Raw genomic sequence first — 23,025 nt, forward strand, 5'->3', positions numbered from 1 at the left:
AGGCCCGAATAACGGTAAATCAACTTCAGAAAACCAATGCCTACCCCAGGCTGCGGTAGCGCACGCGCTTGGGGGCCACGTCGCCGAGGCGCTTCTTCTTGGCTTCCTCGTAGTCGGAGAAGTTGCCCTCGAACCAAACCACTTCCGAGTCGCCCTCGAAGGCCAGGATGTGGGTGGCCAGCCGGTCGAGGAACCACCGGTCGTGACTGATAATCACGGCGCAACCGGCGAAGTTCTCCAGCGCGTCTTCCAGGGCCCGGATGGCGTTGACGTCGAGGTCGTTGGTGGGTTCGTCGAGCAGCAGCAGGTTGGCTCCCTGCTTGAGGGTAGTGGCCAGATGTACCCGGTTCCGCTCGCCGCCCGAGAGGCTGCCGACCTTCTTTTCCTGGTCGCCACCCCGGAAGTTGAAGTTGCTCACGAAGGCCCGCGAGTTCACCGGCCGGCCGGCTAGCATCATCGTTTCGGTGCCGCCCGAAATGGTTTCGAACACCGATTTGTTGGGCTCCAGCGTATCGTGCTGCTGGTCCACGTAGGCCGTCTGCACTGTGGGGCCCACTACGAACGTGCCGGCGTCAGGCTGCACCTGGTCGGTGATGAGGCGGAAGAGGGTGGTTTTACCGGCGCCATTCGGCCCGATAACGCCCACAATGCCGCCCTGGGGTAGGTTGAAGCTCAAGTTATCAAACAACAGTTTGTCGCCGAACGCTTTGCGCAGGCCTTCCACCTCAATCACCTGGGCGCCGAGGCGGGGGCCATCGGGGATGAAGAGTTCCAGCTTCTGCTCCTTTTCCTTCGAGTCTTCGCCCACCATTTTGTCGTAGCCGGCAAGGCGGGCCTTGCTCTTTGCCTGGCGGGCCTTGGGGGCCATGCGCACCCATTCCAGCTCGCGCTGCAGGGTTTTCTGGCGCTTGCTCTCGGTTTTTTCTTCCTGCGAAAGGCGGTTGGACTTCTGCTCCAGCCACGAGCTGTAGTTGCCCTTCCACGGAATACCCTCGCCCCGGTCGAGCTCCAGAATCCAGCCGGCCACGTTATCGAGGAAATAGCGGTCGTGGGTGACGGCAATCACGGTGCCCTTGTACTGCTGCAAATGCTGCTCCAGCCACAGCACGCTTTCGGCGTCGAGGTGGTTGGTGGGTTCGTCGAGCAGCAGCACGTCGGGCTCCTGCAGCAGCAGGCGGCACAACGCCACCCGGCGCTTCTCGCCCCCCGAAAGGTTGCCGACTACCGCGTCCTCGGGGGGCGTGCGCAACGCGTCCATGGCGCGCTCCAGCTTGCTGTCGAGGTTCCAGGCATCAAGCTGGTCGAGGCGCTCCTGCACGGTGCCCTGGCGCTCGAGCAGCTTGTCGAAGTCGGGGTCTTCGCCGCCGAAGGCTTCGTTGATTTCTTCGAACTCCTTCAGCAGGGCCACCGTTTCGGCCACGCCTTCCTCCACTACCTGGCGCACGGTTTTGGTGGCATCCAGCTGCGGCTCCTGCTCCAGGTAGCCCACCGAGTAGCCCGGCGAGAACACCACGTCGCCCTGAATCTGCTTATCGACGCCGGCAATAATTTTCAGCAAACTCGATTTACCCGAGCCGTTAAGGCCGAGCACGCCGATTTTGGCGCCGTAGAAAAACGAGAGGTAGATGTTTTTGAGAACCTGTTTCTGGGGCGGGTACACCTTGGTGACCCCGGCCATCGAAAAAATAATGGTGGGCTGGTCGCTCATAAAAAAGAAAAAGACGGGAGAATACGTGTTTATTTCAAGCACAAGGTGGCCAGGCAATGTCGAGCTTGGCCGGATTGCGGCTGCCGTTGCCGGCCTACCAAAGGTAGGCAGCTCCCCCAACAATTCGCCCCCGGCTCCGGCGGCGAATCTGGCTAACAAGCCGTAAACTTGTACTTCGTTCTGCTCTCCGTTCTCCTTTCCCACTTAGTTGTCTTCTATTCGATTATGGAATTATCCGCATCCCCCGACCAGCTGCTGGCCCAGGCCCGGCAGTATGGCTACACGGAGGGCAACCAGGTTTGGCTGCGCCCCGTGCTCGATTACCCGGCCCGGCCAGTGGGTCAGGTAAAAGAGTCGGCTGAGGCGTCGTTGCGCTATTTTGCCCAGCGTTTCGCTCGCTACCAGGCCAAGGTAGAAGAGTTGTTGCGCGATATGGAAGCCTCCGACAACAAGGGGTCGTTTCTGATGAAGGCGCTGCATCTCAAGGAGCAGGCCGGCACCTACGACGCACTGGGCGACTTCGCCGGGCTGCACCAGCAGCTCAGCGCCGCCGAAGAGGCCATCCAGGCCACCGTGCGGCACAACCGGTCCAAAAACCTGGCTACCAAACACAGCCTCATCGAGCAGGCCGAGGCCCTGCACGATACGCTCGACTGGCAGGAAGGCAGCAGCCAGCTCAAGGAACTGCGCCAGGCCTGGATTAAAACCGGGCCCGTAGAAAAGGAGCTGACCGACAAGCTGGAAATGCGCTTCCAGACTGCCGCCGATGCTTTTTACGCCCGCAAGAAGGAGTACCTGGCCGTGAAAAAGGCCATGACCAACCGCACGCTCGACCAGTACAAAGACCTGATCAAGCGCTCGGAGGCCATTCAGAACTCCACTGAGTTCGAGGAAACCAGCCGCAAGCTTAAAGCGCTGCAGCAGAGCTGGCGGGACATTGGCGGCAACCTGCCCCGCAAGCAGGCTACCGACCTATGGGCGAGCTTTCGGGCTGCGCACAACCACTTTTTTGAGCGCCTCAAAACCCATATCGAAACGCAGCGGCAGCAGTTGGCCGGCGGCAGCACGACGGGGGGCAACAATGGCAACGGCGAAGAGAACCTGCGCCGCAAGCGGGCACTGGTAGCCGAGGCGCAGGCGCTACTCGAACGGCCCATGCCCGAGGCCGTGGCTCGGGCCAAAGAGCTGCAGGCTGCCTGGAAACAGGTAGGCCCGGTGCGGGGCGAGGAGTCGGACCAGGTGTGGGAGCAGTTTATTATGGCCTGCGACCGGGTGTTTGAAACCAGCGCACTCGATTATTACATGCGCAAGCGCCAGGCCGGGGCCGAGCCCGGCGCGCCCGCCACGGCCCCGGCCGAGGAGGCGGCGCTACGGGTGCAGGCCCTGCGCGAGTTCATCCGCCTCGATCAGCAGGAACGGCAGGTACTGGCCGACAACCTCGACAAGCTTAGCCCCACCCCGGCCAACGATACGTTTCGCACACTGCTGCAAAGTAAAATCAGGGCCTTCGACCGTAAAATCAGAACCAAGAAAGACCTGATTAACATGTACCTGGAAGGAGCCAGCCACCAAAGCGCCCCCCGATCTGACCGCTAAGCTTAACCTTCGCGGCGCATTTACGTTGTCGTCAGCAATTGCGCCAACGTACCTTTGGCCGGCTGTCGAAAGGCAGTTCTGACAGGCCCACCGTATCGGCCGGATTTTTGCGGACGGCGCTCCGCGTTTTTGACCATTTTTTTAGTAGCTCTTTAGTAGCACACCCGCTTATGTACTGGACCCTCGAACTTGCTTCGTATCTGGAAGATGCCCCTTGGCCCGCCACCAAGGACGAGCTCATTGATTACTCCATCCGCTCGGGCGCCCCAATGGAGGTAGTAGAAAACCTGCAGGCCTTGGAAGATGACGGCCAGCCTTACGAGAATATTGAAGAGGTTTGGCCCGACTACCCGACCAAGGAGGACTTCATGTTCAACGAGGACGAATATTAGGATTTGGTGCATAGCGCATAGTTTTTAGTGCTTAGAAGGCATGGGCGCATTTTTGCCCCGGCATCCATTACGGCCCACTAAGCACTGCTCACTATGCACCAGGCCCTATCCATAGAAAACCTGATTGCGGGGTACGGACGACGAGTCCTGCTCCGCAATTTGTGTTTTACGGTGCCCGAGCCGGCCTTTGTGGCGGTTATCGGACACAACGGCTGCGGCAAAACCACCCTGTTGCGGGCCCTCACCGGCCAGCTTCCGTACGAGGGCCGCGTGAGCGTAAATGGGCAGGATCTGGGGGCGGTGCGGCGGCCGGCCGCGGCCGGGCTACTGGCCCACCTGCCCCAACGGGCCAGCGTCGAGTTTTCGCTGCCCGTGCGTGAGTTGGTGGTAATGGGCCGCTTCCGTCATCACCGCTTCCTGGGCGCTTACTCGGCCGCCGATTATGCCCTGGCCGACGCGGCGCTGGCCCGCGTGGGCGCCGCCCACCTTGCCGGGCGCGACTTCACGCTGCTTTCGGGCGGCGAGCAGCAACTGGTGTGGCTGGCCCAGCTCAGCCTGCAAGACGCGGCCCTATGCCTGCTCGACGAGCCCACCCAGCAGCTCGATGTGTACTACCGGCGCCGGGTGTTCGGGCTGCTGCACGAGTGGGTGCAGCAGGAGGGCAAAACCGTGCTCTGCATCACCCACGACCTCGACAACCTGCTGCAACTACCCGGCTACCTGCTCAACCTCTCGCGCCCCGCGCCCCAACTGCAGGTGCTCTCGCCCGAGCTGGTGGCCACCGAGCGGGCTTACCTGGAAAGTGAGGCGAGCTTAGGGCCGCATCCGCACGCATAAAGCCAGCCCTCCATCGGAAGACTGGCTTTATGTAGTGGCCCGAGGCCCCTAGGGATTACCGCTGGTTAGGCTGCGTTAGCTGGCGCATCTTGCAGGTCGAACAGGCCCGTGAGCACATGCAGCAACGGGGTGCTGTTACCGCGCTGGCGGGCGGCGCCCAGTTGCTGGGCCAGCCCCTGCACCACGCGCTGTACCAGCGCCGTGGTCAGCTCATCAAGCGAGTTGGTCTGCTCTGGCGAAAGCCGCTTGCTGAAGCGCCGCAGCTCTTCCTGCCGCAGCCGTTCCAGGGCCTGCGTCAGGTGCTGAATCGTCGGAACGATGCTGGCTTCGGCGGCTACCGGGAGCAGAGGGGCAGATAGGAGGGACATAGCAGGCAGATGGAAATCAGGAAACAAATACCAATGGCGGGAGCAGGCTAGTGGCCCACCACGTCATCGTGCATATTGTCGATGATGACGTACAGCTCAGCCTTGTCGCTGGCCGACACATTGTTGCTATTGAGCGAACCCTCCAGTTGCTGGCGCCATACACTGAACTCGTTGGGCGTAACGGCCATGCCGCGGTGCGCAGCCAGCATGCTCAGGCCCTTATAGGTAAGCGGACCGCCGGTAGCCTCGCCCAACTGATCGACGAAGTTATTGCGCAGCCGCTGCAGGCGGGTAGGGTCGGTGGGGGCCTGGCCGTTCACGCCGTTTACCGCATCAAGCATGGGCTTGTGCGAGCGTAGCATCACCGAGTTAGGCACGGCCGTTTCGGCCCCTACGTTGGCCACCAGCCCGTCCACGATGCGGGCAATACCTTCCGTTTTGCCCAAACGGTCATAGAGGGTGGGAGCTGCTTCCTCTTTGCTGCCGCAGGCACCCAGCAGCAGGGAACTGGCCAGCAGGCTGGCCGCGAGTAGGTTTTTTTTCATGAAAAGTAAATCAGTTAAAAGAGAGGTAGCTGGTTTGGCTTTGCAGCCGCTAGAGCTGCACAAAAAGACGCCGCAGGTTGAAGGCAAAGCGCACCCGTTCGATGGCCTGTAGGTAGCTGGGTGGTACGGGGCACTGCCGGGCCGCCTCGGCCGCGGTAGCCTCGGACTGCGGCAATGGGCTCAGCGCCAGCCGTTGCTGCAGTTCTTCGGCGCTAAGCTCGGCAGAATGATAGGCCAGCGTCAGCAGATGCTTTTCGGGGCGCAGGGCGCAGGCCGTTACACCCGGCAGAGCCAGCGCCCGGGCTTGCAGTTGCCGGGCAGCGGCGCCCGGCTGCAGGCCCGGTGCCGCTAGGGTAATAAACTCAGTGGTCGGCGTGAACTCGTGCAGGCTGGGCTCCTGCCAACTGCCCCAACCTATCAGCGTCAGTAACACCAAAGCCCCAGCCAGCTTGGCTTTCGCCCAGCGGAAATGTCGCGTAGTCATACCAAAACAGGGCTAGAGCTGCGACTTGAGGGTGAAATTACGGGCCACAGTGAAGCCGAAGTACAGGTCGCCGGAGAAGAACTTGCCGGTGGTTTCGGGCACGAAGAATTTTTCCGTCATGCCCAGCGAGTTGGTCACGTGCAGCTGGAAAATATGGCCGCCCGTTTCCAGGTCCACGCCCAGGCCCAAGGCGTTGCGGAAGTTATCGGCCGTGTTGCCCGGCAACAGGTAGTAGTAATCGGCGGTGAGGGCCGTGCGCTTCGTTATTTTCTGGCGCAAGCCGCCGCCCAGTGCGTACACGTCGTTCTGCTGGCCCGGCGTGGCTACGTAGTTGCGGTGAATGAGCGTGGGCATGAGTTGCACCGACAGGTTGGGGCTGAACTTGCGGGCAATCAGGGCTTGGTAGGAGTACGTAACCCGCGACGCCGTCGAGCGGTCTTCGCCGGGCGCCAAGTTGAATTTGAGCGTGTTGATGGCTGACGAGGCGAACAACGTGACCGATACGGGCATGGCCCGCGCGCCGGTTGTCTGGCGGATAGCCCGGTACTTCAGCGAGCCGTCGTAGGTTTTCTCCTGCGAGCTACGGCCGATGCCAACAGTTAGCCGGTCGGTGAGGCCGTACTCGAAGCCCAGGCGCAGTACGGCTTGGTCGAGGCCAAAGAAGTTGTATGCGCCGCTGTTGAGCGTGCCGAAACGGTGCTGAATCAGGAAGGCCAGGGTGCCCTCGCCCGGCGTTTCAACCGACTGCGAATTGATGATGTGGGTGGCCTTGAACGTGGCCGACACTACCTCCCGCTTCTGCGGGTCGGTGGTCTGCGAGTCGAGCTGGCCGAGCAGGTCGCCGGTTTGAGCGTATGCGGCAGGTGCCAGCAACAGGCCCAGCCCGAGCCCCAAAACGGATACAAATGTTTTCATATAAAGCAGTTGCGAAATGAATTCTTAGTTGGCGGGCCGCGTTGCGGCCGGCGCCGCTACTGGGTTGGCAATCAGCACCACCCGAACGCGGACTATTTTGGCAATATTCTCGCGCACCAGCAGCGGCACCTCAATGTTGTAGTCGGCCGGCGCCACATTGAAGCTGGCAAAGGCCTGTAGCTGGCCATTTTTAATTTCGAGCGTGGCCGGCACCACAATCCGGCGCGTTACGCCGTGCAGCGTCAGGTCGCCTTCGGCCCGGAAGTTATGGTTGCCCGGCACCGTCAGCACCGACAGGTCGGCATCGGTGAAGCGGCCAGTGAAGGTGGCCCGCGGAAACTTGTCGGATTCCATATAGTTCTCGTTGAAGTGCTCCTGCATCAGGGTGCGCTTGAAGGTGAACTCCTTGATCGGAACCGAGAAGGCGAACTGGTTGGCCGTTACATCGACGATGGAAGCCGTCGAATTATTAATGGCCTCAATATCCTCGATGATACTGGTTGAAAAGAACGTAACCCTCCCCTCCTTGGTCATGAAACGCCCCTGCGCGTGGCCGTGGAAAGGAGCCGCCAGTAGCAGCGCGCCACCTAAAATCCCCTGTAGCCTGCGCAACGCCCAGCCAGCACGCCCTAAAAAGGCGGTAGCAACTAAAATAGCCTGGGAAGTAGCCACTACCCGCGCTTAGTTATCGGGTTGGCCGGCCTCAATCCAGGCCTTAATTTTGGCAATGTCGCACACGGCTATCTTGGCCCCTCCCTTGGGCATCGGATCGAAGCCGGGAGCGTGCTGTACCGAGCCAAGAATGAGGCTGGCCGATTGCTTTTTGATACCCTGGAAGTCGCTGTAGTCGTTGCCGCCACCCAGCGTCTGGTACACGGAGGCGCCGTGGCAGCTGCGGCAGTTGGCATCAAAAATGGGCGAAATATCCTTCGCATAGCTCACAGCTTCGGTTGCCGTGGGGCAAGGGCTGGGCACTTCCCCGGTCGAGTAGGTGCAACTACTGGCTACGGCCGTTAGCAGCACGGCCAGCGCCGCACTTATTCCCAGAATAGGAGTAGTAAAAGTTAGTCTCATAGTAAACAGATGATTCGGCAGTCGTTCTGACAATCTGACTCGTAGACCGCGGGCAGCTCATTGCACCCGCCAGACCGGACTTCTATCAGAAGTTGTATTCCAGATTTGGGCTTGGTTTACCAAATATGGAATGGCCAACCCATATACACTAGCACTATTCGATAAGACAGGACTTCTCCCAGTCGGAAGGGTAAAAAAACCCCATCAAAAAATCACACCAACTTCGAAACAGCCAAGTTCTTCCGACCTATAATGCAACTGTTCAGCTTCTTTACATCCCTTTGCAAAAGCACCCAAAAACAGCCCGTCAGCCAGAGGGCCAGCAGTCTCTTGGGGTACTTTTTACAAACGGATGCCAATCTTGGGCCGCTACCCGCGGCGGCCCGGGCGGCGGCGCAGCTCGTGCCAGATGGAGCGCAGGAAGGGCCAGGGCGTCACCGAATTCATCACCTGGAAATTCTCCTTCCAGCTGGTGCGCTCGTCCAGAAAATCGAACACGCGGTCAGGGGGGTTGCGCTCGAAAAGCTGGCTGAAGATGTCGCGCGTCTGCTCGCCCCGGCGCTGCATGATGTCGAGCAGCAGCGTATCGAAGAGGCGGAATTGCCACTGGTCGCCGGTACTGTGGCGGGGCGGGTGGCCCGTTTCGGCCAGCGCCGCCGTCAGGCGGGCCGAGTGGGCCAGAATGCGCTTGAAGGCGTAACCACTGCTGGGCTTGGCGCGGCCAGCCCGGGTGCCTAGGTTAAGCACGTGCGCCCCCTGCCGGGCGGGCAGCGGGTGGTCGGTCATCGGAATGGCCCCGACTTCCTCGGCCGTAATGCGGTAGTTGCCAGCACCGGGTAGCGCGGCCAGGTAGCGGCGCAACGCAACTTCGTACTCGGCTTTATCGAGCGGCGTTTCCGAAAACAGCGTGTACTCGACCAGCGCCCGGCGCGGGCCGAAGGGCAGCACGTACATAAAGCGCACCTCCTGCCCCTGCTCGCCCCGAAAATCCATAAGCTCGGCCGTGGTGGGGTCGAAGGCATCGTGCTCGGTTTCTACCTCCCAGCCCACAAAGTGCTGGAGCAGGTAGCGGTGGCGCGGGCGGCGCAGCTCAGCCAGCCGGGGCGGGCGGCTGTCGAAGGCGTAACGGGCCGTAAACTCGCCCTCGGGCGTGCCGGCCCGGGCACCGGTGGGCGTGCTGACCAACTCCTCTACCGTGGTTTTTACCCAGGTAAACTGCGGGTTACCAGTCAGCATCTGCCGCACGAAGCGGTAGAAATCCAGCCCCCGGATCATCTTGTAGCGGTAGCGCTCCGGAGCTAGTATCCGCTCGAAGCTGGGGCTGCGAAAGGCCAGTTTCGCCCACTCGTGGGCCACAATACCATCGAAAAGCGTGGGCCCATCGGCCCAGAACGACCAGGTTCGGTCGTTGCGGTCCTTGGCGTCGGGCTCCAGAATAAGCACCCGCTTGCCCGCCAGCCGCGGCTCTTGGCTGATGTAGTACGCTAAGCTCAGGCCCGCCGCCCCACCGCCCACCAGCAGGTAATCGTAGTCGCGCACCAGGGCGGGTACTTGGGGCGGGGCAGACGAAGCAGCGGGGGTAACCATAGCTAAACCAAGAAAATCCGGGCCGGAAACTCCGGCCAAGCTACAAACAAAAAAGCCGCTCCCGAAGCAGCGGCTTTTTCCCATTACGGTGTCACGAAGCAACGAACAAGGCTCAGATACAGCGGGGCATTACGCTGCCACCAGCTACAAAATCTGCGCAATCCGTTAAAATCCGGGTTACTACCTGGTTAGAAGTTGGGCGACAACAGGTACTTGCCGTAGAACTCGTCGATGATTTTCACCGCGTCTTCGGCCGTATCCACCAGCTGCACCAGGTCCATATCTTCGGGCGAGATGTTGTGCTCGTCCTCCAGCATCACCTGCTGAATCCAGTCGAACATGCCCTGCCAGTACTTGGTGCCCACCAGCACGATGGGGAAGCGGCCGATTTTCTTGGTCTGAATGAGCGTAATAGCCTCGAACAGCTCATCGAGGGTACCGAAGCCGCCGGGCATGCCGATGAAGCCCTGGGCATACTTCACAAACATCACCTTCCGCACGAAGAAGTAGTCGAAGTTGATGATTTTGTCGGGGTCGATGTAGATGTTGTTGAACTGCTCGAAGGGCAGCTCAATGTTGAGGCCCACCGACTTACCGCCCTCGGAGTGGGCACCCTTGTTGCCGGCCTCCATGATGCCGGGGCCGCCGCCCGTGATAACGCCGTAGCCGTGGCGCACGAGTTTAGCCGCAATTTCTTCGGCCATTTTGTAGTACGGGTTGTCGGGCTTGGTACGGGCCGAGCCGAAAATAGACACGCAGGGGCCGATTTTCGACATCTTCTCGAAGCCCTCCACGAACTCGGCCATCACCTTGAAGATCTGCCAGGAGTCGGCAATCTTAATCTCGTTCCAGTCCTTGTCAACAAACGCCTTGCGAATGCGCTGCTCGTCTTCTACCTGCACCGTCCGCTCACCGTGGGTTTGCTCGCGGATGTCGCTGATGGTCTTGACTTTATTGTCGTTGACGTTGGGCTGAACGATGGTCTGGCCACTGCCAGCGTTCAGGTTCTGGTCGGCCGTTTTGGTACGGCTTTCTTTTTTGAGTTTCGACATGGGAATTTTAAAGGAAAAATGAGGCGCAAACTGCTCCGGTCCGGGCCCGGAAGTATGTCCGGACCGGAGCAGTTTGCGCCGGAAAAAGCAAGCCGTAAATAAGGTAGGCAAAAAGGAAGGCCGCCTCCACAAAAAGGGGGGGGGCGACCTCACATAGCGGTTCGCAAGATAGCAATTTGTGGGCGATGGAACTGTCATTCTGAGCGGAGCGAAGAATCTCGCGTGCAATGGTAATTTCCTGCGACAGGATTACTGTGGCACGCGAGATTCTTCGCTCCGCTCAGAATGACAATTTCTCTTTACCCTACTTCGCCCGAATGGCAATAACCGGGTCGAGGTTGGCTGCCAATACGGCCGGGATGATGCCGGCTACCACCCCGATGAGCACCGACACGGTGAGGCCCAGCGCAATGCGCCCGCCGCTCATGAACAGCGGCAGCGAATCCTGCGGGATGAGCGTGATAAACCACACCAGCAACAGGCCCGCGGCCCCGCCCAGCAGGCACAGAAACACGGCTTCAAACAGGAACTGGAAGAGAATGAAGTAGTTTTTGGCCCCCAGCGACTTCTGAATGCCGATGATGTTAGTACGCTCTTTCACCGACACGAACATGATGTTGGCAATGCCGAAACCGCCCACCAGCATGGCAAACGAGCCAATAACGCCGCCGGCCACGCCCAGAATAGAGAACAATCCCGAAATAGCGCTGGCCAGCATTTCGGGGCGGTTGAGCACGAAGTTGTCGTCTTCGCGGGGCTTAAGGCCGCGGATGTTGCGCATCAGGCCCTTCACCTCGTATTCGAGGTCGAGCAGGCCGGGGTCGGCGTCGAGGCCCTTGATGCCGATGGTGGCCGACACGCCCGAGCCGGTGCCGGGGTTGATGGCGAATATTTTAGAAAAGGCCCCGAACGGAATAAAGCAGTTGGTATCGTTGCTCTTGATTTCGAGCAGGCTCTTGCCAGCCTTTTCCATCACCCCAATCACGGTAAAGCGCTGGCCGCGGGTTTTAAACTCCTGCCCCAGCGCCGGGCGGCCCGGAAACAGGTTGGCGGCAATATCGGCCCCAATGATGGCCACGTTGCGGGCCCCGTCCACTTCCTGGGACGTAAAGTAGCGGCCCTCGGCCACGGGCACGTCCGAAATGTTGCGGTACTGATAGCTCACGCCCTGCAAAAAGGCGTCGTCGACGCTGTTGGAGCCGGCCTTGAAGGTATTGCCCGATTTGCTGGCAAAAATGGCCACGCCCGCATTGTTGGGCCCCAGCTGCTTTTGCAGCAGCCGATACTCGCGGATGCTGGGCACGGGCCGGTTGAAGTACTTCCACCAAGCAAAGTTGGGCTCGAACACCCAGGGCCATTTGTCTACATAAATCACCTTGTCACCCACGAAGTTCATGCTGCTGCGGATGTTCTTTTCGAGCGAATCGACGACTGTGAACACGGCAATAATGGCGAAGATGCCCACTGTAACGCCCAGCAGCGACAAAACGGTGCGTAGCAAATTGCCCTTCAGCGCATCCCAGGCGAAGCGAAAACTCTCAAGCGTGAGGCGGATGGCTTTCATAAGATCGGGAGCTAAGAATTATAGTGCCTACGGCTGTTTAGTAGCCAGCGGAACGAGGATCGGGCGTACGCACGTTGCAGTAGCATATCTGTTCTGCGGGCTGCCAAACAGCAATGGGTACTTTACTCGCGAACGGACGTAGCGAGGGCAATTAATGTTTCCGGGCGAAAATTAACTATTAATCCGTTAAATATCCGTACTTTTGCGGCTCGATTTTTTTACTAGTTTCCCCAACTATTGCCCTGTCTGGCCCATGAAGCTTTCTGAGTTCAAATTCGAATTGCCCGAGAATCTGGTGGCCCAGCACCCGGCCAAAAACCGCGACGAGTCGCGCCTGATGGTGCTGCACCGCGATAGTGGCAAAATCGAGCACCGCTCCTTCAAAGACATTCTGGAGTACTTCGACGAAGGCGACGTCTTTGTGGTGAACGACACGAAGGTGTTTCCGGCCCGCATGTACGGCAACAAGGAGAAAACCGGCGCCCAGATAGAAGTGTTTCTGCTCCGCGAATTGAACACGGAAATCCACCTCTGGGATGTGCTCGTCGACCCGGCCCGCAAAATCCGGGTGGGCAACAAGCTCTACTTCGGCGAGTCGGATATGGTAGCCGAAGTGATTGACAACACCACCTCGCGCGGCCGCACCATCAAGTTCCTCTACGACGGCCCGCAGGAGGATTTCTACAAGGCACTCTACAGCCTGGGCGAAACGCCAATTCCAAAGGAGTTCATCACCCGCGACACTGAGGCGGCCGATAAGGAGCGCTACCAGACGATTTACGCCAGCAACATCGGTGCCGTGGCCGCGCCTTCGGCCGGCCTGCACTTCACGAAGGAAGTGATGAAGCGCCTGGAAATCAAGGGTATCGAAGTAGCGCCCGTTACGCTGCACATCGGCCTGGGTACTTTCCGCACCGTGGATGTGGAGGACCTGACCAAGCACAAAATGGACTCGGAGAACTTCGTGGTGCCCGGCACTACGGCCGTGGTGGTAAACAAGGCCCTCGATACCAAGAAGCGCGTGTGCGCCATCGGCACGACGGCCATGCGGGCCATGGAGTCGTCGGTTTCGGCCCACGTGCGCCTCAAGGCCAACGAAGGCTGGACTGACCGGTTCATTTTCCCGCCCTACGATTTCAAAATCGCCAACGCGCTGCTCACCAACTTCCACACCCCGGAAAGCACGCTGATGATGATGGCCTCGGCCTTTGCCGGCCACGATCTGCTGATTGAGGCCTACAAGCTGGCCATCAAGGAGAAGTACCGCTTCTTCAGCTACGGCGACGCCATGCTGATTATCTAGAGCTTAGAGCTTAGAGCTTAGAGCTTAGAGCTTAGAGCTTAGAGCTTAGGATATAGTCCTGATGCTTGAAACAGGTTACGCCGGATGCTGCTTTTATGGTAGCGTCCGGCGTTTTTTGTTGTAGATGCCTTACTTGCGTTTCTACTCTGCTCCGATGAACGAACCCAAGTTCCCAGGCTCTCCAGCCTCCAAGTACCCCCGATATACCATTATTGTGGCGGGCGGCAGCGGCACGCGCATGGGCGCCGACCGTCCCAAGCAGTTTCTGGAACTGGCCGGCGAGCCGGTGCTGCTGCATACGCTACGCCGTTTTGCCGATCCGGCGCTGGGCGTGCGCGAGCTGGTGGTGGTGCTGCCGGCCGGGCAACTGGAAACATGGCAGACCCTGTGCGCGCAATACAATGTGCAAATTCCGCATGCGCTGGTGGTGGGCGGGGCCACGCGCTGGGCCTCGGTGCGGGCCGGCCTGGCCCAGCTGGCCGACCGTGAAAGTGGCGTAGTGGCCGTGCACGACGGTGTGCGCCCCCTCACGCCCCGCGCCGTGATTGAGGCCACCTACGAGGCCGCCTATAACCACGGGGCGGCCGTGGCGGCCGTGGTGCCCAAAGACTCGGTGCGCAACCTGAGCCAGCAGGGCAGCTACGCCCTCAACCGCGCCCGCCTGCGCCTCGTGCAGACCCCCCAGTGCTTCGATCTGGCCCTGTTGCGCCGCGCCTACCAGCTACCCGAGCTCAGCACCTTCACCGACGACTCCAGTGTAGTCGAGGACCTGCACCCTATTCAGCTGGTAGAAGGCGACTACCGCAACCTTAAAATCACGACGGCCGAGGATTTGTATGTGGCCGAGGCGCTGCTGCGGGCCGGGAAAGGGTGATTTGCGCTGGGGAAACAACGTCATTCAGAGCGAAGCGAAGAATCTCGCGTGCTGACATTGGGCTACTGGCACAACATCAGCACGCGAGATTCTTCGCTTCGCTCTGAATGACGTTTCTTTGCTTATCAACCTACTCCTCTCGCTTATGCCTACCCTGCTTTACGACGTGCGCCCCGATGGCGTGGCCACCATTACGCTCAACCGGCCCGACGTTTTCAATGCTTTCGATGATGCCCAGAGCTACGAGCTGCAGGACGCGCTTAAGCAGGTGGCGCGCGATACCAATGTGCGGGCCGTGGTGCTCACGGGGGCCGGCCGGGCTTTCTGCTCGGGCCAGGACTTGAAGGCGGCGCGCGAGGCCGAAGCCGCCGAGGGCCAGCCCCGCTCCTTCTACGATTCGCTGCACAAGCGCTACAACCCCATCATCCGGGCCATGCGGGCGCTGCCCAAGCCCATTATAGCCCGCCTGAATGGCGTGGCAGCTGGCGCCGGCTGCTCGCTGGCCCTGGCCTGCGACGCCATCGTGGCCTCGTCGGATGCCTCGCTGATTGAGGTGTTCATCAACATCGGGCTCGTGCCCGATTCGGGCTCGTCGTGGTTTCTGCCGCGGATGGTAGGCACACTCAAGGCGTTTGAGCTGTGCACGCTGGGCTCGAAGGTAACGGCCGAGGAGGCGCTGCGCCTGGGCCTGGTGAACCAAGTGGTAGCCCCCGAGCAGCTCGACGAGGCTGCTTACGGCTTGGCCGCCCGCTACGCCGCCGCTCCCACCAAAAGCATCGGCCTCATCAAGCAAATGCTCAATAAGGCCGCCACCGCCACGCTCGACGAAATACTCGATTACGAAGCCCACTGCCAGCAGATTGCGGGCGAATCGGACGACTACCGCGAGGGCGTGCAGGCCTTTCTGGAAAAGCGCAAACCCGAATTCAAGGGCCAGTAAAAACTGTCATTCCGCCGAAGCAGGAATCCGGGTCAACCTGTCGAACGAAGCCGTTCGACAGGTTGACCCGGATTCCTGCTTCGGCGGAATGACAGTTTCAGCGCGGGTGGTTGCTACAAACCGCCGCCGATACGGATAGTGCGCGTGACGCCATTGACTGTAATGGAGGCGATGTTGTCGCAGGCCTGGGTGCCGGTAGGATCGTAGTTGAGCAGAGCCTGCTTGTCCTTATCGGTAACGATGGATACTGTGCCGGCCACAAAGGTGCGGGCGCAGCCAGGCTGGAATTTTTTGATGAGCGGTTGGCCAATGGTAGCCGTGTAACTCACGCCTTTGCGGTTGGTGCCGCCGGCTTGGCCAGTTACGCTGTATTCGTCGTCGGTGAGGGTGCGGGTTCCTTCGCCGGCGGTGCGGGTGTAGGTTCGGCTGGCGTTCCAGGAGTGAGTGCCGGCGGGCGTAGTGATGCTGGCGTTCTGCACCAGCAGGCTCCAGGAGCCGCTGCCGAGCCGGGTGATGAGCCGGGTACCGCTGTGCTGGTTGTCGTTGCGGTAGTAATCAACCAGCTTGATGGTCTTGGTGGCACCGGCTTCGCGCAGCGGACCGCCGAAAACGGTTACGATTTTGCCGCGCCGGGCCACACCATTGGGTCCCATGCAGTTAGTCAGGCCAAAATCGAGGATGAGCGTGCGGGTAGTTGCATCGTAGGTGCGCGTCAGGCAGCGGCCGGCCAGGCGGGTCAGGTCGTCGGATTCGGCAGCGGGGCTGTTCGGCACGGCCGCGTCGGTGGGGGCCGCCGCATCGGTGAGGTCGGCCAGGGCGGCGGTTTCGTCTTCAGCCAGGCTCTGGTCCTGCGCCGATACGGCTATGTCGGCGCTCTGCGGCTGGTCGTTACTCTTTTCGCATGAGGGCAGCAGCAGGATTGAGCCAGCCAGGGCAGCCATGTTCAATAGGTAGAAGGTGGGGCGCTTCATAAAGGGGCACAGAACAGAAAGTGAGACGGAGGCCGGGAAACCGGTTTTCGGGGGTTAGAGGCTTCCCAGATAAAAAAGTTTAAGCCCGCCGGGAACTTATTTTTAAGCGGCCACAGTCGAACCCGATTTGGCGGGTCGCGTATAGGTCCAGATACCCCTTGCCTTCTCAATCCCCTGACCTGATGCTATTTTTCCGCGCTGCCTGCGTCCTGTTGCTGCTGCCTGCCTTGGTGGCCTGTTCAGGCTCAGCCAGCAATAAAGATCCGGTGTTTGAGGCCAAGCTTCAGAACGAGAAGCGTATCGGCGAGCAAAACATCACCAAGCGCCAGATCAGGGACGCCGAGATGATAGTAGAAACGGCCAGCCACCAGATGGAGCTGCTCGAAATCAGCCAGATAGCCCAGCGTAAGGCGGCTTCGGCCGATGCCAAATATGTGGCCCAGAACGTCATCAATCAGGTAGGCACTCTGCTCAACGAGTTAAAGGCCCTGGCCCAACAGAAAAATCTGGTGCTGCCCACTGGCTTGAGCGAGAGCCAGGCCCAGCAGGTAGGCGAAATGACCGCCCTGAATGGCGCCGCCTTCGATCAGAAGTTTGGCGAGGCCTTGGTTAATACGCTCAAGCAGGACACTAACACCAACGAAGACCTGCAAACTGACTCATACGACGGCGACCTGCGTCCCTTGGCCACCCGGCAACTGGTGGTGCTGCAAGACCTGCAGCGGGCGGCCGATGACCTGCAGGGTAAACTCAAGCCATAATTCTACCCGCTCATTTTACTCGTTTTCTTACTTCTCAGTCCTATGAAATTGCGCCTCCTTCCCTTCCTGGCCCTGGCCGCCACCCTCTCGCTGGGCAGCTGCAACACTGAAACCCGTACCGATGGCACCGCCGGTGAAGCCGTGAGCGACCTTGACAGCGCGGCCGATGATGGGGGCGTGAAGGCCGACGCCGTGGTTATCGACAACGACGCCGGGCCGACCGTAACGGCTGATGCCGATTCGATACCGGCCGCTGACGCCGAGGTGAACCGCTAAACCGGCTGCCTAGCAGGGCTTTCCTGCTTCAAATGCGCTGCTTCCCAACCCACTTCCTTTGGAAACGGTAGCCACTGGCGGCCATAATGAAATGGGCTTTAGCAGGTTTGCACTGGGTAAGGGAATTAGTTGGGCTACTAAGAGCTTTGCCAGCAGGATGGCGAACGACCATCCCAAGGCCGACAGTGAACTGTAGCCTACTGCCAAAAGCAGGAACGTGCTGCTGCCCACCAAAAAACATAAACACTGCACACAAGGCGTTGAATGCTATGGCCATACAGGCCTTGTTCTGCCAAAACAAAGTAGAAAACCGTTGCGCTTTTTGTGCGGCGGTTTTTTTGCGTCCGATATGCCTGACAAACTATATATTCCCGGGCTGGCAATTTATTCTCCTGTTGCCCCCCGGTATATGGATGGTAACGAAACCCCGTTGACGACCGCGAAGCACTTCATCTACAGCGCGTCATGCTGTTCACGGACGCTGTATTTGCTATTGCCATCACTCTGCTCATCATCGAAATTAAAGTGCCCGATTTACATGGAGTCCGCTTGGAGAGTGAGGTGCTGACGCGCATGGGAAGAGCTGATTATCAAGTTCATCGGCTTCTTCACGGCCTTCTATGGCATTGCCACTTGCTGGATTGCGCACCACCGTATTTTCCGGCATGTAGTGCGTACTACACCCCGGCTCATCTGGATGAACATCAATTTTCTGATGAGCATTGTATTGATTCCCTTTACAGCAGCCTTCCAGAGCGAATATCCCTACTTAAAAACTCCCTGGCTGCTCTATTGCCTGAGCGTAATGCTTACCGGCTTCATGCAAATGCGCCTGCAACAATACCTACGTAACCCCACCAACAAAGTCACTGCCCCCCACGCCGCTCACTACCCCGACCTCGATTTGTGGCGCCCTCTGATTCCGGTCAGCGTTTTCGTGTTGAGCGTGCTACTAATAGTAGCGTTTGATTTACCTTGGATAAGTCGCTTCAGCCTGTTACTGGTCTGGCCCCTGATGTGGCGCTACAACCGGCGCTATCAGCGGCTGACGCGCGAATACAATGCTTAGCCGGTTTAAGCAGGTGGTTGCTTCTGCGCGGATAGTTTCCAGCGCTACTACTCGGCGCGGGCCGGGGCGGCAGGATGATTGACCGCGTCTTTGGTTGGAGTAGCCAACGCATAAGGAGCCAACTTGGCAAGTTGCACCAACTCGGTTCGGGCAATAGTGGTGGTTGCGGGCTTAACGGCCGCGTTGGCTGGGGCCTTATCAGAGTCAGTTTTAGCAGGACCGGTGATGATGGCAATGGCTAGCAGAACAGGGAAGACCAGGACTTTCATACGGCAGGAAGAGGATTAGGAGCCCTCAAACTATAGAAATAACATTAGCATAACAAATATTCAGCAATAGAAATTTATTTAAAGGTGAGTACTCACTCAGGTTAGGAAGGCAACCAGACACCATGGTTGTTGCCGAACTTTCAATTGAAACAGCTAAATGTTGTCTTGGCAGCCGTATCGCTACCTGTAAGCAAAAAGGCCGGCCACCTTGTAGTGACCGGCCCTCTAGAGCTAAAAATCAGCATTTATTACGCCTCCGCGTACTTGCTCGTGCGCAGCTCCTCGGCCAGGAAACGGGCCGTGTGACCCTTGCCGGCCTTGGCTACGGCCTCGGGCGTGCCCTGGGCCACAATGTGGCCGCCGCCACCGCCGCCTTCGGGGCCGATGTCGATGAGGTAGTCGGCCACCTTAATCAGGTCGAGGTTGTGCTCTATTATTAGGACGGTGTTGCCCTTGTCGGCGAGCTTGTGCAGGACTACGGCCAGGTGGTTGATGTCTTCGAAGTGCAGGCCGGTGGTGGGCTCGTCGAGAATGTAGAACGTTTTGCCGGTGTCCTTCTTGCTCAGCTCGGTGGCCAGCTTCACGCGTTGGGCCTCGCCGCCCGAAAGCGTGGTGGCCTGCTGGCCTAGTGTGAGGTAGCCCAGGCCCACTTCGTGCAGGGTCTGGATTTTGCGCAGGATGCGGGGCTGGAACTCGAAGAACTCCACCGCTTTTTCCACCGTCATGTCGAGCACGTCGGTGATGGACTTGCCCTTGAAGCGCACCTCCAGCGTTTCGCGGTTGTAACGGCGGCCTTTACAGGTTTCGCAGGGCACATGCACATCGGGCAGGAAGTTCATTTCGATGGTGCGAATGCCGGCTCCCTCGCAGGTTTCGCAGCGCCCACCGCGCACGTTGAACGAGAAGCGGCCCGGCCCATAACCCCGGATTTTCGACTCGGGCAGGTTGGCGAACAGCTGCCGAATTTCGGTGAACACGCCGGTATAGGTGGCGGGATTTGAGCGCGGCGTGCGGCCAATCGGCGACTGGTCCACCTCAATCACCTTGTCAATAAACTCCAGGCCCTCTAGCTTATCGTAAGCCAGCGGCTCGCGCTTGGCCTTGAAAAAGTGCTGGTTGAGAATGGGGTACAACGTGTCATGAATCAGGCTGGACTTGCCCGAGCCCGACACGCCCGTGACGGCCACCAGCTTGCCCAGTGGGAACTTGGCCGTTACGTTCTTAAGGTTATGCCCTTTCGCGCCGCGTAGCACCAGCTCGTTGCCTTCGCCCTTGCGCTTTTTCTTGCGCAGCTCGATGTGCTTGGCCCCGCTCAGGTACTGCGAGGTGAGCGAACCGGAGCTGAAAATCTCGGTGGGCGTGCCCTGGGCCACGATGTGGCCGCCGTGGATGCCCGCGCCGGGGCCGATGTCGAGCACGTGGTCGGCGTGCATAATCATGTCCTTGTCGTGCTCCACCACAATCACCGAATTGCCCAGGTCGCGCAGGTGTTGCAGGGCCTTTATCAGCCGCTCGTTGTCGCGCTGGTGCAGGCCGATGCTGGGCTCGTCCATGATGTAGAGCACGCCCACGAGCTGGGTGCCGATTTGGGTGGCCAGCCGGATGCGTTGGCTTTCGCCACCCGAAAGGGTGCGCACCGAGCGGTGCAGGTTCAGGTAGTCGAGGCCCACTTCGAGCAGGAAGCCGATGCGCTTGCGGATTTCCTTGAGCAGCTCGCGGGCAATCAGGTTCTGGCGCTCCGAGAGGCGGTCTTCCAGCCCCACGAACCAGTCGGCCAGCTCATTCAGGTCTAGTACGGCCAGCTCGCCGATGTGCTTGCTATCGATTTTGAAGTGCAGGCTTTCCTTTTTGAGGCGGTAGCCGTGGCACTCGGGGCACTCCTGGGCCTGGGTGTACTGCTGAATCCACTCCCGAATGTTGTCCGACTCGGAGTCCATCTGGCGGCGCAAAAACGGGATAATGCCTTCGAACGGCTCGGCGTAGCCGGGCTGCTTGGCGTCCTCAGCTTCCTCTTCCGAGATGCCGTAGAGCAGGTGCTGGAGCAGTTCGGGAGCCAGTTTTTGCAGCGGCGTGCTCAGGCTGGCCTTGTTGCGCTTGAGAATCTGGCCCAGCTGCTGGAAAATCCAGATGTCGCGGTACTCCCCCAACGGCGCAATACCGCCGCGGCTGATAGGGAGCTTGAGGTCGGGCAGCACCGTTTCCTCGGTTATTTCCTGCACCTGGCCCAGACCGTTGCAGGTAGGGCAGGCGCCGTAGGGCGAGTTGAAGCTGAACGTGTTGGGCGCCGGATCGTCGTAGGCAATGCCGGTGGCCGGGTCCATCAGGAAGCGCGAGAAGAACTGGGTGTTATCCTTCTTCTTGCTGTCGGGGTCGAGCACGAGCATGGTGCCCTTGCCCTGGGTAAGGGCGTTCTGCACCGAGCCCGAGAGCCGGAACCGGTCGTCCTCCTTCACCACGAGCCGGTCAATCACGATTTCGATGTCGTGGATTTTGTAGCGGTCGACCTGCATCTTGGGCGTCAGGTCGAGCAGCTCGCCATCCACCCGCACCTTGGTAAAGCCCAGCTTGGCCACCTGCTGAAACAGCTCGCGGTAGTGGCCTTTGCGGCCCTTCACCACCGGGGCCAGCACCACCAGCTTGCGCCCGTCGTACTCGCCCAAGATGTAGTTGATAATTTGGTCGTCGCTCTGCCGAATCATCTTCTGGCCCGTGGCGTAGCTGAAGGCCTCGGCCGTGCGGGCGTAGAACAGGCGCAGAAAGTCGTAAATCTCGGTGATGGTGCCCACCGTGGAGCGGGGGTTGCGCGAAGTGGTTTTCTGCTCGATGCTGATAACCGGCGAGAGGCCCTCAATTTTGTCCACGTCGGGCCGCTCCAGCCCGCCCATGAAGGAGCGCGCGTAAGCCGAAAACGTTTCCATGTACCGCCGCTGGCCCTCGGCGTAAATCGTGTCGAACGCCAACGACGACTTGCCCGAACCCGAAATGCCGGTAAACACCACCAGCCGTCCCCGCGGAATCTGCACCGACACGTTCTTGAGGTTGTGCTCCCGGGCGCCGTACACCTCAATGTAGGGAGCTTCCAAATCGGCCGGGCCCAGCAGTTGCCCACCAATGGCGTTACGGTTTTCGACGATGGTTTCGCTCACTACCTCGCTCCGGGGCACCGCCTGCACGGCGGCCGTGCTGTGGTGCCCGTTGCCATCGGCCACGGCAGCGGCCACCGATACAGTGCCGGGGCTGGGTGGGCTGGCACTGGTCGCCTTGCCCGAACGGGCCGCGCGGGGTGCTTGGGCGGGCGTGGCTTTGGCCGGCGCCTCCTTGGTTGAAGCCTTTTTAGCCGAAGATACTGGGGGGGCCTTTTCGGTGGTAGTAGCCGTTGTAGCGGCCCGCTTGGCCTTAGCAGCCGGAGCGGTTTTGGTAGCGGAAGGAGCGAGAGCGACAGTCGTTTTTTTGGCCATGCGGCAGCGGAGCGGATAAGTCTGCAAAGGTAAGGGAAACGCGGCCCGATGGCTAATGCGAATAGCTTTTCAGTCAGGCAGTTTCGCCGACGGGCCCGCCAGAGGCAGCCTATCGGATGGGGCATAACAGCCGAAGCCGCCCGTTTGTGCCCGATGGCCCAAACTTCTCCATCCAGGCAGTAATAGCCAGTCTGTGGGCGGGCGGATGCACCGCGCATGCTGCCTCTGATTGCCCGGCCAGCTATTTTGCTTTAGCCCGGCCCAACTATAACCCGGTGCCGAGTGGCCTGCCGCGAACAAAACTAAGTTGGTTCCATTTTTGCCAACTGGCTAGCTATAATTCGGGCTATCGGCAACGGGGCCCGGACGGCATCCCATTCCGGCGGTGCTTTTCCCTTGTATCATCCTACTCCAACCGCATGCATTCTTCTTCCAAATTCCTGCTTACGGCTGTGCTGACGGCCTCTATAGCCGCTTTTAGTCTGCCGAGCCAAGCCCAGGTAACCATCAATGTAAACCCACCCAGTTGGGGGCCGGCCGTGCCGGCGGGTACGCAGTACTACTACATCCCGGAAACGGGAGGATATTATGACCTGCGCGACCAGCAGTACATTGTGCGGCGCGATGGCAAATGGAAAAAGCTGAAGACCATCAACGGTTATTCCACCAGTTCCTTTCACCCGGTCGTTATCAACTATGTAGGCGCTCAGCCCTGGGTGCTCGTTCAGGAGCACCGGGTAAAATATCCTAAGCAAGGCCATCCGCAAGGTATGCCGCCCGGCCAGGCCAAAAAAGTCCGCGCCGTATATGTGGTGCCGGCCGGCTCGCCAGTGTACGTGGAGCAGGACAAAGGCCACAAGGGCCATGATAAGGGCAAAGGGCACGGTAAAGGTAAGCACTAGCTTTCCGTAGTTACTTAACGCAATGGGTCGGTTTCTCGGAGGAGAGGCCGACCCATTGCGTTAAGTAGCTACGGATGCAT

23 protein-coding genes and 1 pseudogene are annotated in these 23,025 nt (G+C 59.7%); 11 read left to right on the forward strand and 13 right to left on the reverse strand.

The window, feature by feature from the left end; translation table 11 throughout:
* Window positions 1-40 precede the first annotated feature (40 nt).
* Window positions 41-1,708 carry an energy-dependent translational throttle protein EttA gene (gene ettA, locus BLW21_RS10790; protein ID WP_092739861.1) on the reverse strand — a complete coding sequence of 556 codons (1,668 nt, stop codon included), beginning with the start codon at window positions 1,706-1,708 and terminating at the stop codon, window positions 41-43.
* A gap of 225 nt (window positions 1,709-1,933) precedes the next feature.
* On the opposite strand from ettA, the gene BLW21_RS10795 reads away from it, so the two are divergent.
* The 3 genes from BLW21_RS10795 to BLW21_RS10805 all read left to right on the forward strand — a co-directional run bounded on the left by BLW21_RS10795 (window position 1,934) and on the right by BLW21_RS10805 (window position 4,533).
* The gene (locus BLW21_RS10795; protein ID WP_092739863.1) at window positions 1,934-3,304 is read left to right on the forward strand and encodes a DUF349 domain-containing protein; all 1,371 of its coding nucleotides are present in this window, start codon (window positions 1,934-1,936) and stop codon (window positions 3,302-3,304) included.
* Between the two features lie 170 nt (window positions 3,305-3,474).
* Window positions 3,475-3,696 (forward strand): DUF2795 domain-containing protein, encoded by a 222-nt coding sequence (locus tag BLW21_RS10800; protein WP_019948259.1) that lies wholly within the window; start codon window positions 3,475-3,477, stop codon window positions 3,694-3,696.
* Between the two features lie 93 nt (window positions 3,697-3,789).
* Window positions 3,790-4,533, forward strand: a complete 744-nt coding sequence (locus BLW21_RS10805; protein WP_245711871.1) for an ABC transporter ATP-binding protein — start codon at window positions 3,790-3,792, stop codon at window positions 4,531-4,533.
* A gap of 65 nt (window positions 4,534-4,598) precedes the next feature.
* Here BLW21_RS10805 and BLW21_RS10810 read toward each other — a convergent pair whose 3' ends face one another.
* The 9 genes from BLW21_RS10810 to BLW21_RS10850 form a co-directional block, all read right to left on the reverse strand.
* Window positions 4,599-4,901, reverse strand: coding sequence for a hypothetical protein (locus BLW21_RS10810; protein WP_092739867.1), 303 nt, complete (start codon window positions 4,899-4,901; stop codon window positions 4,599-4,601).
* Window positions 4,902-4,948: 47 nt separating this feature from the next.
* Window positions 4,949-5,446: a group I truncated hemoglobin gene (locus tag BLW21_RS10815; RefSeq protein ID WP_092739869.1), complete on the reverse strand. Its 498-nt coding sequence runs from the start codon at window positions 5,444-5,446 to the stop codon at window positions 4,949-4,951.
* A 49-nt stretch (window positions 5,447-5,495) separates the two neighbouring features.
* On the reverse strand, window positions 5,496-5,930 hold the full coding sequence (locus tag BLW21_RS10820) for a hypothetical protein (RefSeq protein ID WP_092739871.1): 435 nt from the start codon (window positions 5,928-5,930) through the stop codon (window positions 5,496-5,498).
* Window positions 5,931-5,942: 12 nt separating this feature from the next.
* Entirely contained in the window at window positions 5,943-6,845 is a 903-nt protein-coding gene (locus BLW21_RS10825) for a DUF5777 family beta-barrel protein (RefSeq protein WP_092739873.1), read from the reverse strand.
* A gap of 24 nt (window positions 6,846-6,869) precedes the next feature.
* Window positions 6,870-7,517, reverse strand: coding sequence for a YceI family protein (locus BLW21_RS10830; protein WP_245711872.1), 648 nt, complete (start codon window positions 7,515-7,517; stop codon window positions 6,870-6,872).
* 9 nt (window positions 7,518-7,526) lie between these two features.
* On the reverse strand, window positions 7,527-7,919 hold the full coding sequence (locus BLW21_RS10835; RefSeq protein WP_139255177.1) for a hypothetical protein: 393 nt from the start codon (window positions 7,917-7,919) through the stop codon (window positions 7,527-7,529).
* A 369-nt stretch (window positions 7,920-8,288) separates the two neighbouring features.
* Window positions 8,289-9,506 carry a lycopene cyclase family protein gene (locus tag BLW21_RS10840; protein WP_175470934.1) on the reverse strand — a complete coding sequence of 406 codons (1,218 nt, stop codon included), beginning with the start codon at window positions 9,504-9,506 and terminating at the stop codon, window positions 8,289-8,291.
* A gap of 188 nt (window positions 9,507-9,694) precedes the next feature.
* A complete protein-coding gene (locus BLW21_RS10845; RefSeq protein ID WP_092739881.1) occupies window positions 9,695-10,558 on the reverse strand; it encodes an LOG family protein in 864 nt (287 codons plus the stop codon).
* A gap of 304 nt (window positions 10,559-10,862) precedes the next feature.
* Window positions 10,863-12,122: an ABC transporter permease gene (locus BLW21_RS10850; RefSeq protein ID WP_092739883.1), complete on the reverse strand. Its 1,260-nt coding sequence runs from the start codon at window positions 12,120-12,122 to the stop codon at window positions 10,863-10,865.
* Window positions 12,123-12,375: 253 nt separating this feature from the next.
* Here BLW21_RS10850 and queA point away from each other — a divergent pair, with 253 nt between their 5' ends.
* The 3 genes from queA (at window position 12,376) to BLW21_RS10865 (ending at window position 15,239) form a co-directional block, all read left to right on the forward strand.
* Window positions 12,376-13,425: a tRNA preQ1(34) S-adenosylmethionine ribosyltransferase-isomerase QueA gene (gene queA / locus BLW21_RS10855; protein WP_092739885.1), complete on the forward strand. Its 1,050-nt coding sequence runs from the start codon at window positions 12,376-12,378 to the stop codon at window positions 13,423-13,425.
* A 154-nt stretch (window positions 13,426-13,579) separates the two neighbouring features.
* Window positions 13,580-14,299: a 2-C-methyl-D-erythritol 4-phosphate cytidylyltransferase gene (locus BLW21_RS10860; RefSeq protein ID WP_092739887.1), complete on the forward strand. Its 720-nt coding sequence runs from the start codon at window positions 13,580-13,582 to the stop codon at window positions 14,297-14,299.
* A gap of 145 nt (window positions 14,300-14,444) precedes the next feature.
* Window positions 14,445-15,239, forward strand: a complete 795-nt coding sequence (locus tag BLW21_RS10865; RefSeq protein ID WP_092739889.1) for an enoyl-CoA hydratase-related protein — start codon at window positions 14,445-14,447, stop codon at window positions 15,237-15,239.
* A 113-nt stretch (window positions 15,240-15,352) separates the two neighbouring features.
* On the opposite strand, the gene BLW21_RS10870 is transcribed toward BLW21_RS10865, so the two are convergent.
* On the reverse strand, window positions 15,353-16,210 hold the full coding sequence (locus BLW21_RS10870; RefSeq protein ID WP_092739891.1) for a hypothetical protein: 858 nt from the start codon (window positions 16,208-16,210) through the stop codon (window positions 15,353-15,355).
* 182 nt (window positions 16,211-16,392) lie between these two features.
* Here BLW21_RS10870 and BLW21_RS10875 point away from each other — a divergent pair, with 182 nt between their 5' ends.
* The 4 genes and pseudogenes from BLW21_RS10875 to BLW21_RS21725 all read left to right on the forward strand — a co-directional run bounded on the left by BLW21_RS10875 (window position 16,393) and on the right by BLW21_RS21725 (window position 18,316).
* Complete coding sequence (locus tag BLW21_RS10875) at window positions 16,393-16,971, forward strand: DUF4142 domain-containing protein (RefSeq protein ID WP_092739893.1); 579 nt, start codon at window positions 16,393-16,395, stop codon at window positions 16,969-16,971.
* 42 nt (window positions 16,972-17,013) lie between these two features.
* A complete protein-coding gene (locus BLW21_RS10880) occupies window positions 17,014-17,247 on the forward strand; it encodes a hypothetical protein (RefSeq protein ID WP_092739895.1) in 234 nt (77 codons plus the stop codon).
* Window positions 17,248-17,712: 465 nt separating this feature from the next.
* Window positions 17,713-17,775 (forward strand): annotated as a pseudogene (locus tag BLW21_RS22130) (TMEM175 family protein); the annotation flags it as partial.
* A 298-nt stretch (window positions 17,776-18,073) separates the two neighbouring features.
* Complete coding sequence (locus tag BLW21_RS21725; protein WP_217633855.1) at window positions 18,074-18,316, forward strand: hypothetical protein; 243 nt, start codon at window positions 18,074-18,076, stop codon at window positions 18,314-18,316.
* Between the two features lie 47 nt (window positions 18,317-18,363).
* On the opposite strand, the gene BLW21_RS10900 is transcribed toward BLW21_RS21725, so the two are convergent.
* Window positions 18,364-18,585, reverse strand: a complete 222-nt coding sequence (locus BLW21_RS10900; protein ID WP_092739903.1) for a hypothetical protein — start codon at window positions 18,583-18,585, stop codon at window positions 18,364-18,366.
* Window positions 18,586-18,833: 248 nt separating this feature from the next.
* Window positions 18,834-22,043, reverse strand: a complete 3,210-nt coding sequence (gene uvrA, locus BLW21_RS10905; RefSeq protein WP_092739905.1) for an excinuclease ABC subunit UvrA — start codon at window positions 22,041-22,043, stop codon at window positions 18,834-18,836.
* A 419-nt stretch (window positions 22,044-22,462) separates the two neighbouring features.
* On the opposite strand from uvrA, the gene BLW21_RS10910 reads away from it, so the two are divergent.
* The gene (locus tag BLW21_RS10910; protein ID WP_092739907.1) at window positions 22,463-22,945 is read left to right on the forward strand and encodes a YajG family lipoprotein; all 483 of its coding nucleotides are present in this window, start codon (window positions 22,463-22,465) and stop codon (window positions 22,943-22,945) included.
* Window positions 22,946-23,025 lie beyond the last annotated feature (80 nt).

The organism is Hymenobacter psychrophilus (assembly GCF_900107135.1).
Classification (GTDB): Bacteria; Bacteroidota; Bacteroidia; order Cytophagales; family Hymenobacteraceae; genus Hymenobacter; species Hymenobacter psychrophilus.

What these genes read in the sequence shown, in the direction of transcription:
- ettA (WP_092739861.1), bottom strand. Translation starts at nt 1,708, where the DNA reads ATGAGCGACCAGCCCACCATTATTTTTTCGATGGCCGGGGTCACCAAG.
- BLW21_RS10795 (WP_092739863.1), top strand. Translation starts at nt 1,934, where the DNA reads ATGGAATTATCCGCATCCCCCGACCAGCTGCTGGCCCAGGCCCGGCAG.
- BLW21_RS10800 (WP_019948259.1), top strand. Translation starts at nt 3,475, where the DNA reads ATGTACTGGACCCTCGAACTTGCTTCGTATCTGGAAGATGCCCCTTGG.
- BLW21_RS10805 (WP_245711871.1), top strand. Translation starts at nt 3,790, where the DNA reads ATGCACCAGGCCCTATCCATAGAAAACCTGATTGCGGGGTACGGACGA.
- BLW21_RS10810 (WP_092739867.1), bottom strand. Translation starts at nt 4,901, where the DNA reads ATGTCCCTCCTATCTGCCCCTCTGCTCCCGGTAGCCGCCGAAGCCAGC.
- BLW21_RS10815 (WP_092739869.1), bottom strand. Translation starts at nt 5,446, where the DNA reads ATGAAAAAAAACCTACTCGCGGCCAGCCTGCTGGCCAGTTCCCTGCTG.
- BLW21_RS10820 (WP_092739871.1), bottom strand. Translation starts at nt 5,930, where the DNA reads ATGACTACGCGACATTTCCGCTGGGCGAAAGCCAAGCTGGCTGGGGCT.
- BLW21_RS10825 (WP_092739873.1), bottom strand. Translation starts at nt 6,845, where the DNA reads ATGAAAACATTTGTATCCGTTTTGGGGCTCGGGCTGGGCCTGTTGCTG.
- BLW21_RS10835 (WP_139255177.1), bottom strand. Translation starts at nt 7,919, where the DNA reads ATGAGACTAACTTTTACTACTCCTATTCTGGGAATAAGTGCGGCGCTG.
- BLW21_RS10840 (WP_175470934.1), bottom strand. Translation starts at nt 9,506, where the DNA reads ATGGTTACCCCCGCTGCTTCGTCTGCCCCGCCCCAAGTACCCGCCCTG.
- BLW21_RS10845 (WP_092739881.1), bottom strand. Translation starts at nt 10,558, where the DNA reads ATGTCGAAACTCAAAAAAGAAAGCCGTACCAAAACGGCCGACCAGAAC.
- BLW21_RS10850 (WP_092739883.1), bottom strand. Translation starts at nt 12,122, where the DNA reads ATGAAAGCCATCCGCCTCACGCTTGAGAGTTTTCGCTTCGCCTGGGAT.
- queA (WP_092739885.1), top strand. Translation starts at nt 12,376, where the DNA reads ATGAAGCTTTCTGAGTTCAAATTCGAATTGCCCGAGAATCTGGTGGCC.
- BLW21_RS10860 (WP_092739887.1), top strand. Translation starts at nt 13,580, where the DNA reads ATGAACGAACCCAAGTTCCCAGGCTCTCCAGCCTCCAAGTACCCCCGA.
- BLW21_RS10865 (WP_092739889.1), top strand. Translation starts at nt 14,445, where the DNA reads ATGCCTACCCTGCTTTACGACGTGCGCCCCGATGGCGTGGCCACCATT.
- BLW21_RS10870 (WP_092739891.1), bottom strand. Translation starts at nt 16,210, where the DNA reads ATGAAGCGCCCCACCTTCTACCTATTGAACATGGCTGCCCTGGCTGGC.
- BLW21_RS10875 (WP_092739893.1), top strand. Translation starts at nt 16,393, where the DNA reads ATGCTATTTTTCCGCGCTGCCTGCGTCCTGTTGCTGCTGCCTGCCTTG.
- BLW21_RS10880 (WP_092739895.1), top strand. Translation starts at nt 17,014, where the DNA reads ATGAAATTGCGCCTCCTTCCCTTCCTGGCCCTGGCCGCCACCCTCTCG.
- BLW21_RS21725 (WP_217633855.1), top strand. Translation starts at nt 18,074, where the DNA reads ATGCGCCTGCAACAATACCTACGTAACCCCACCAACAAAGTCACTGCC.
- BLW21_RS10900 (WP_092739903.1), bottom strand. Translation starts at nt 18,585, where the DNA reads ATGAAAGTCCTGGTCTTCCCTGTTCTGCTAGCCATTGCCATCATCACC.
- uvrA (WP_092739905.1), bottom strand. Translation starts at nt 22,043, where the DNA reads ATGGCCAAAAAAACGACTGTCGCTCTCGCTCCTTCCGCTACCAAAACC.
- BLW21_RS10910 (WP_092739907.1), top strand. Translation starts at nt 22,463, where the DNA reads ATGCATTCTTCTTCCAAATTCCTGCTTACGGCTGTGCTGACGGCCTCT.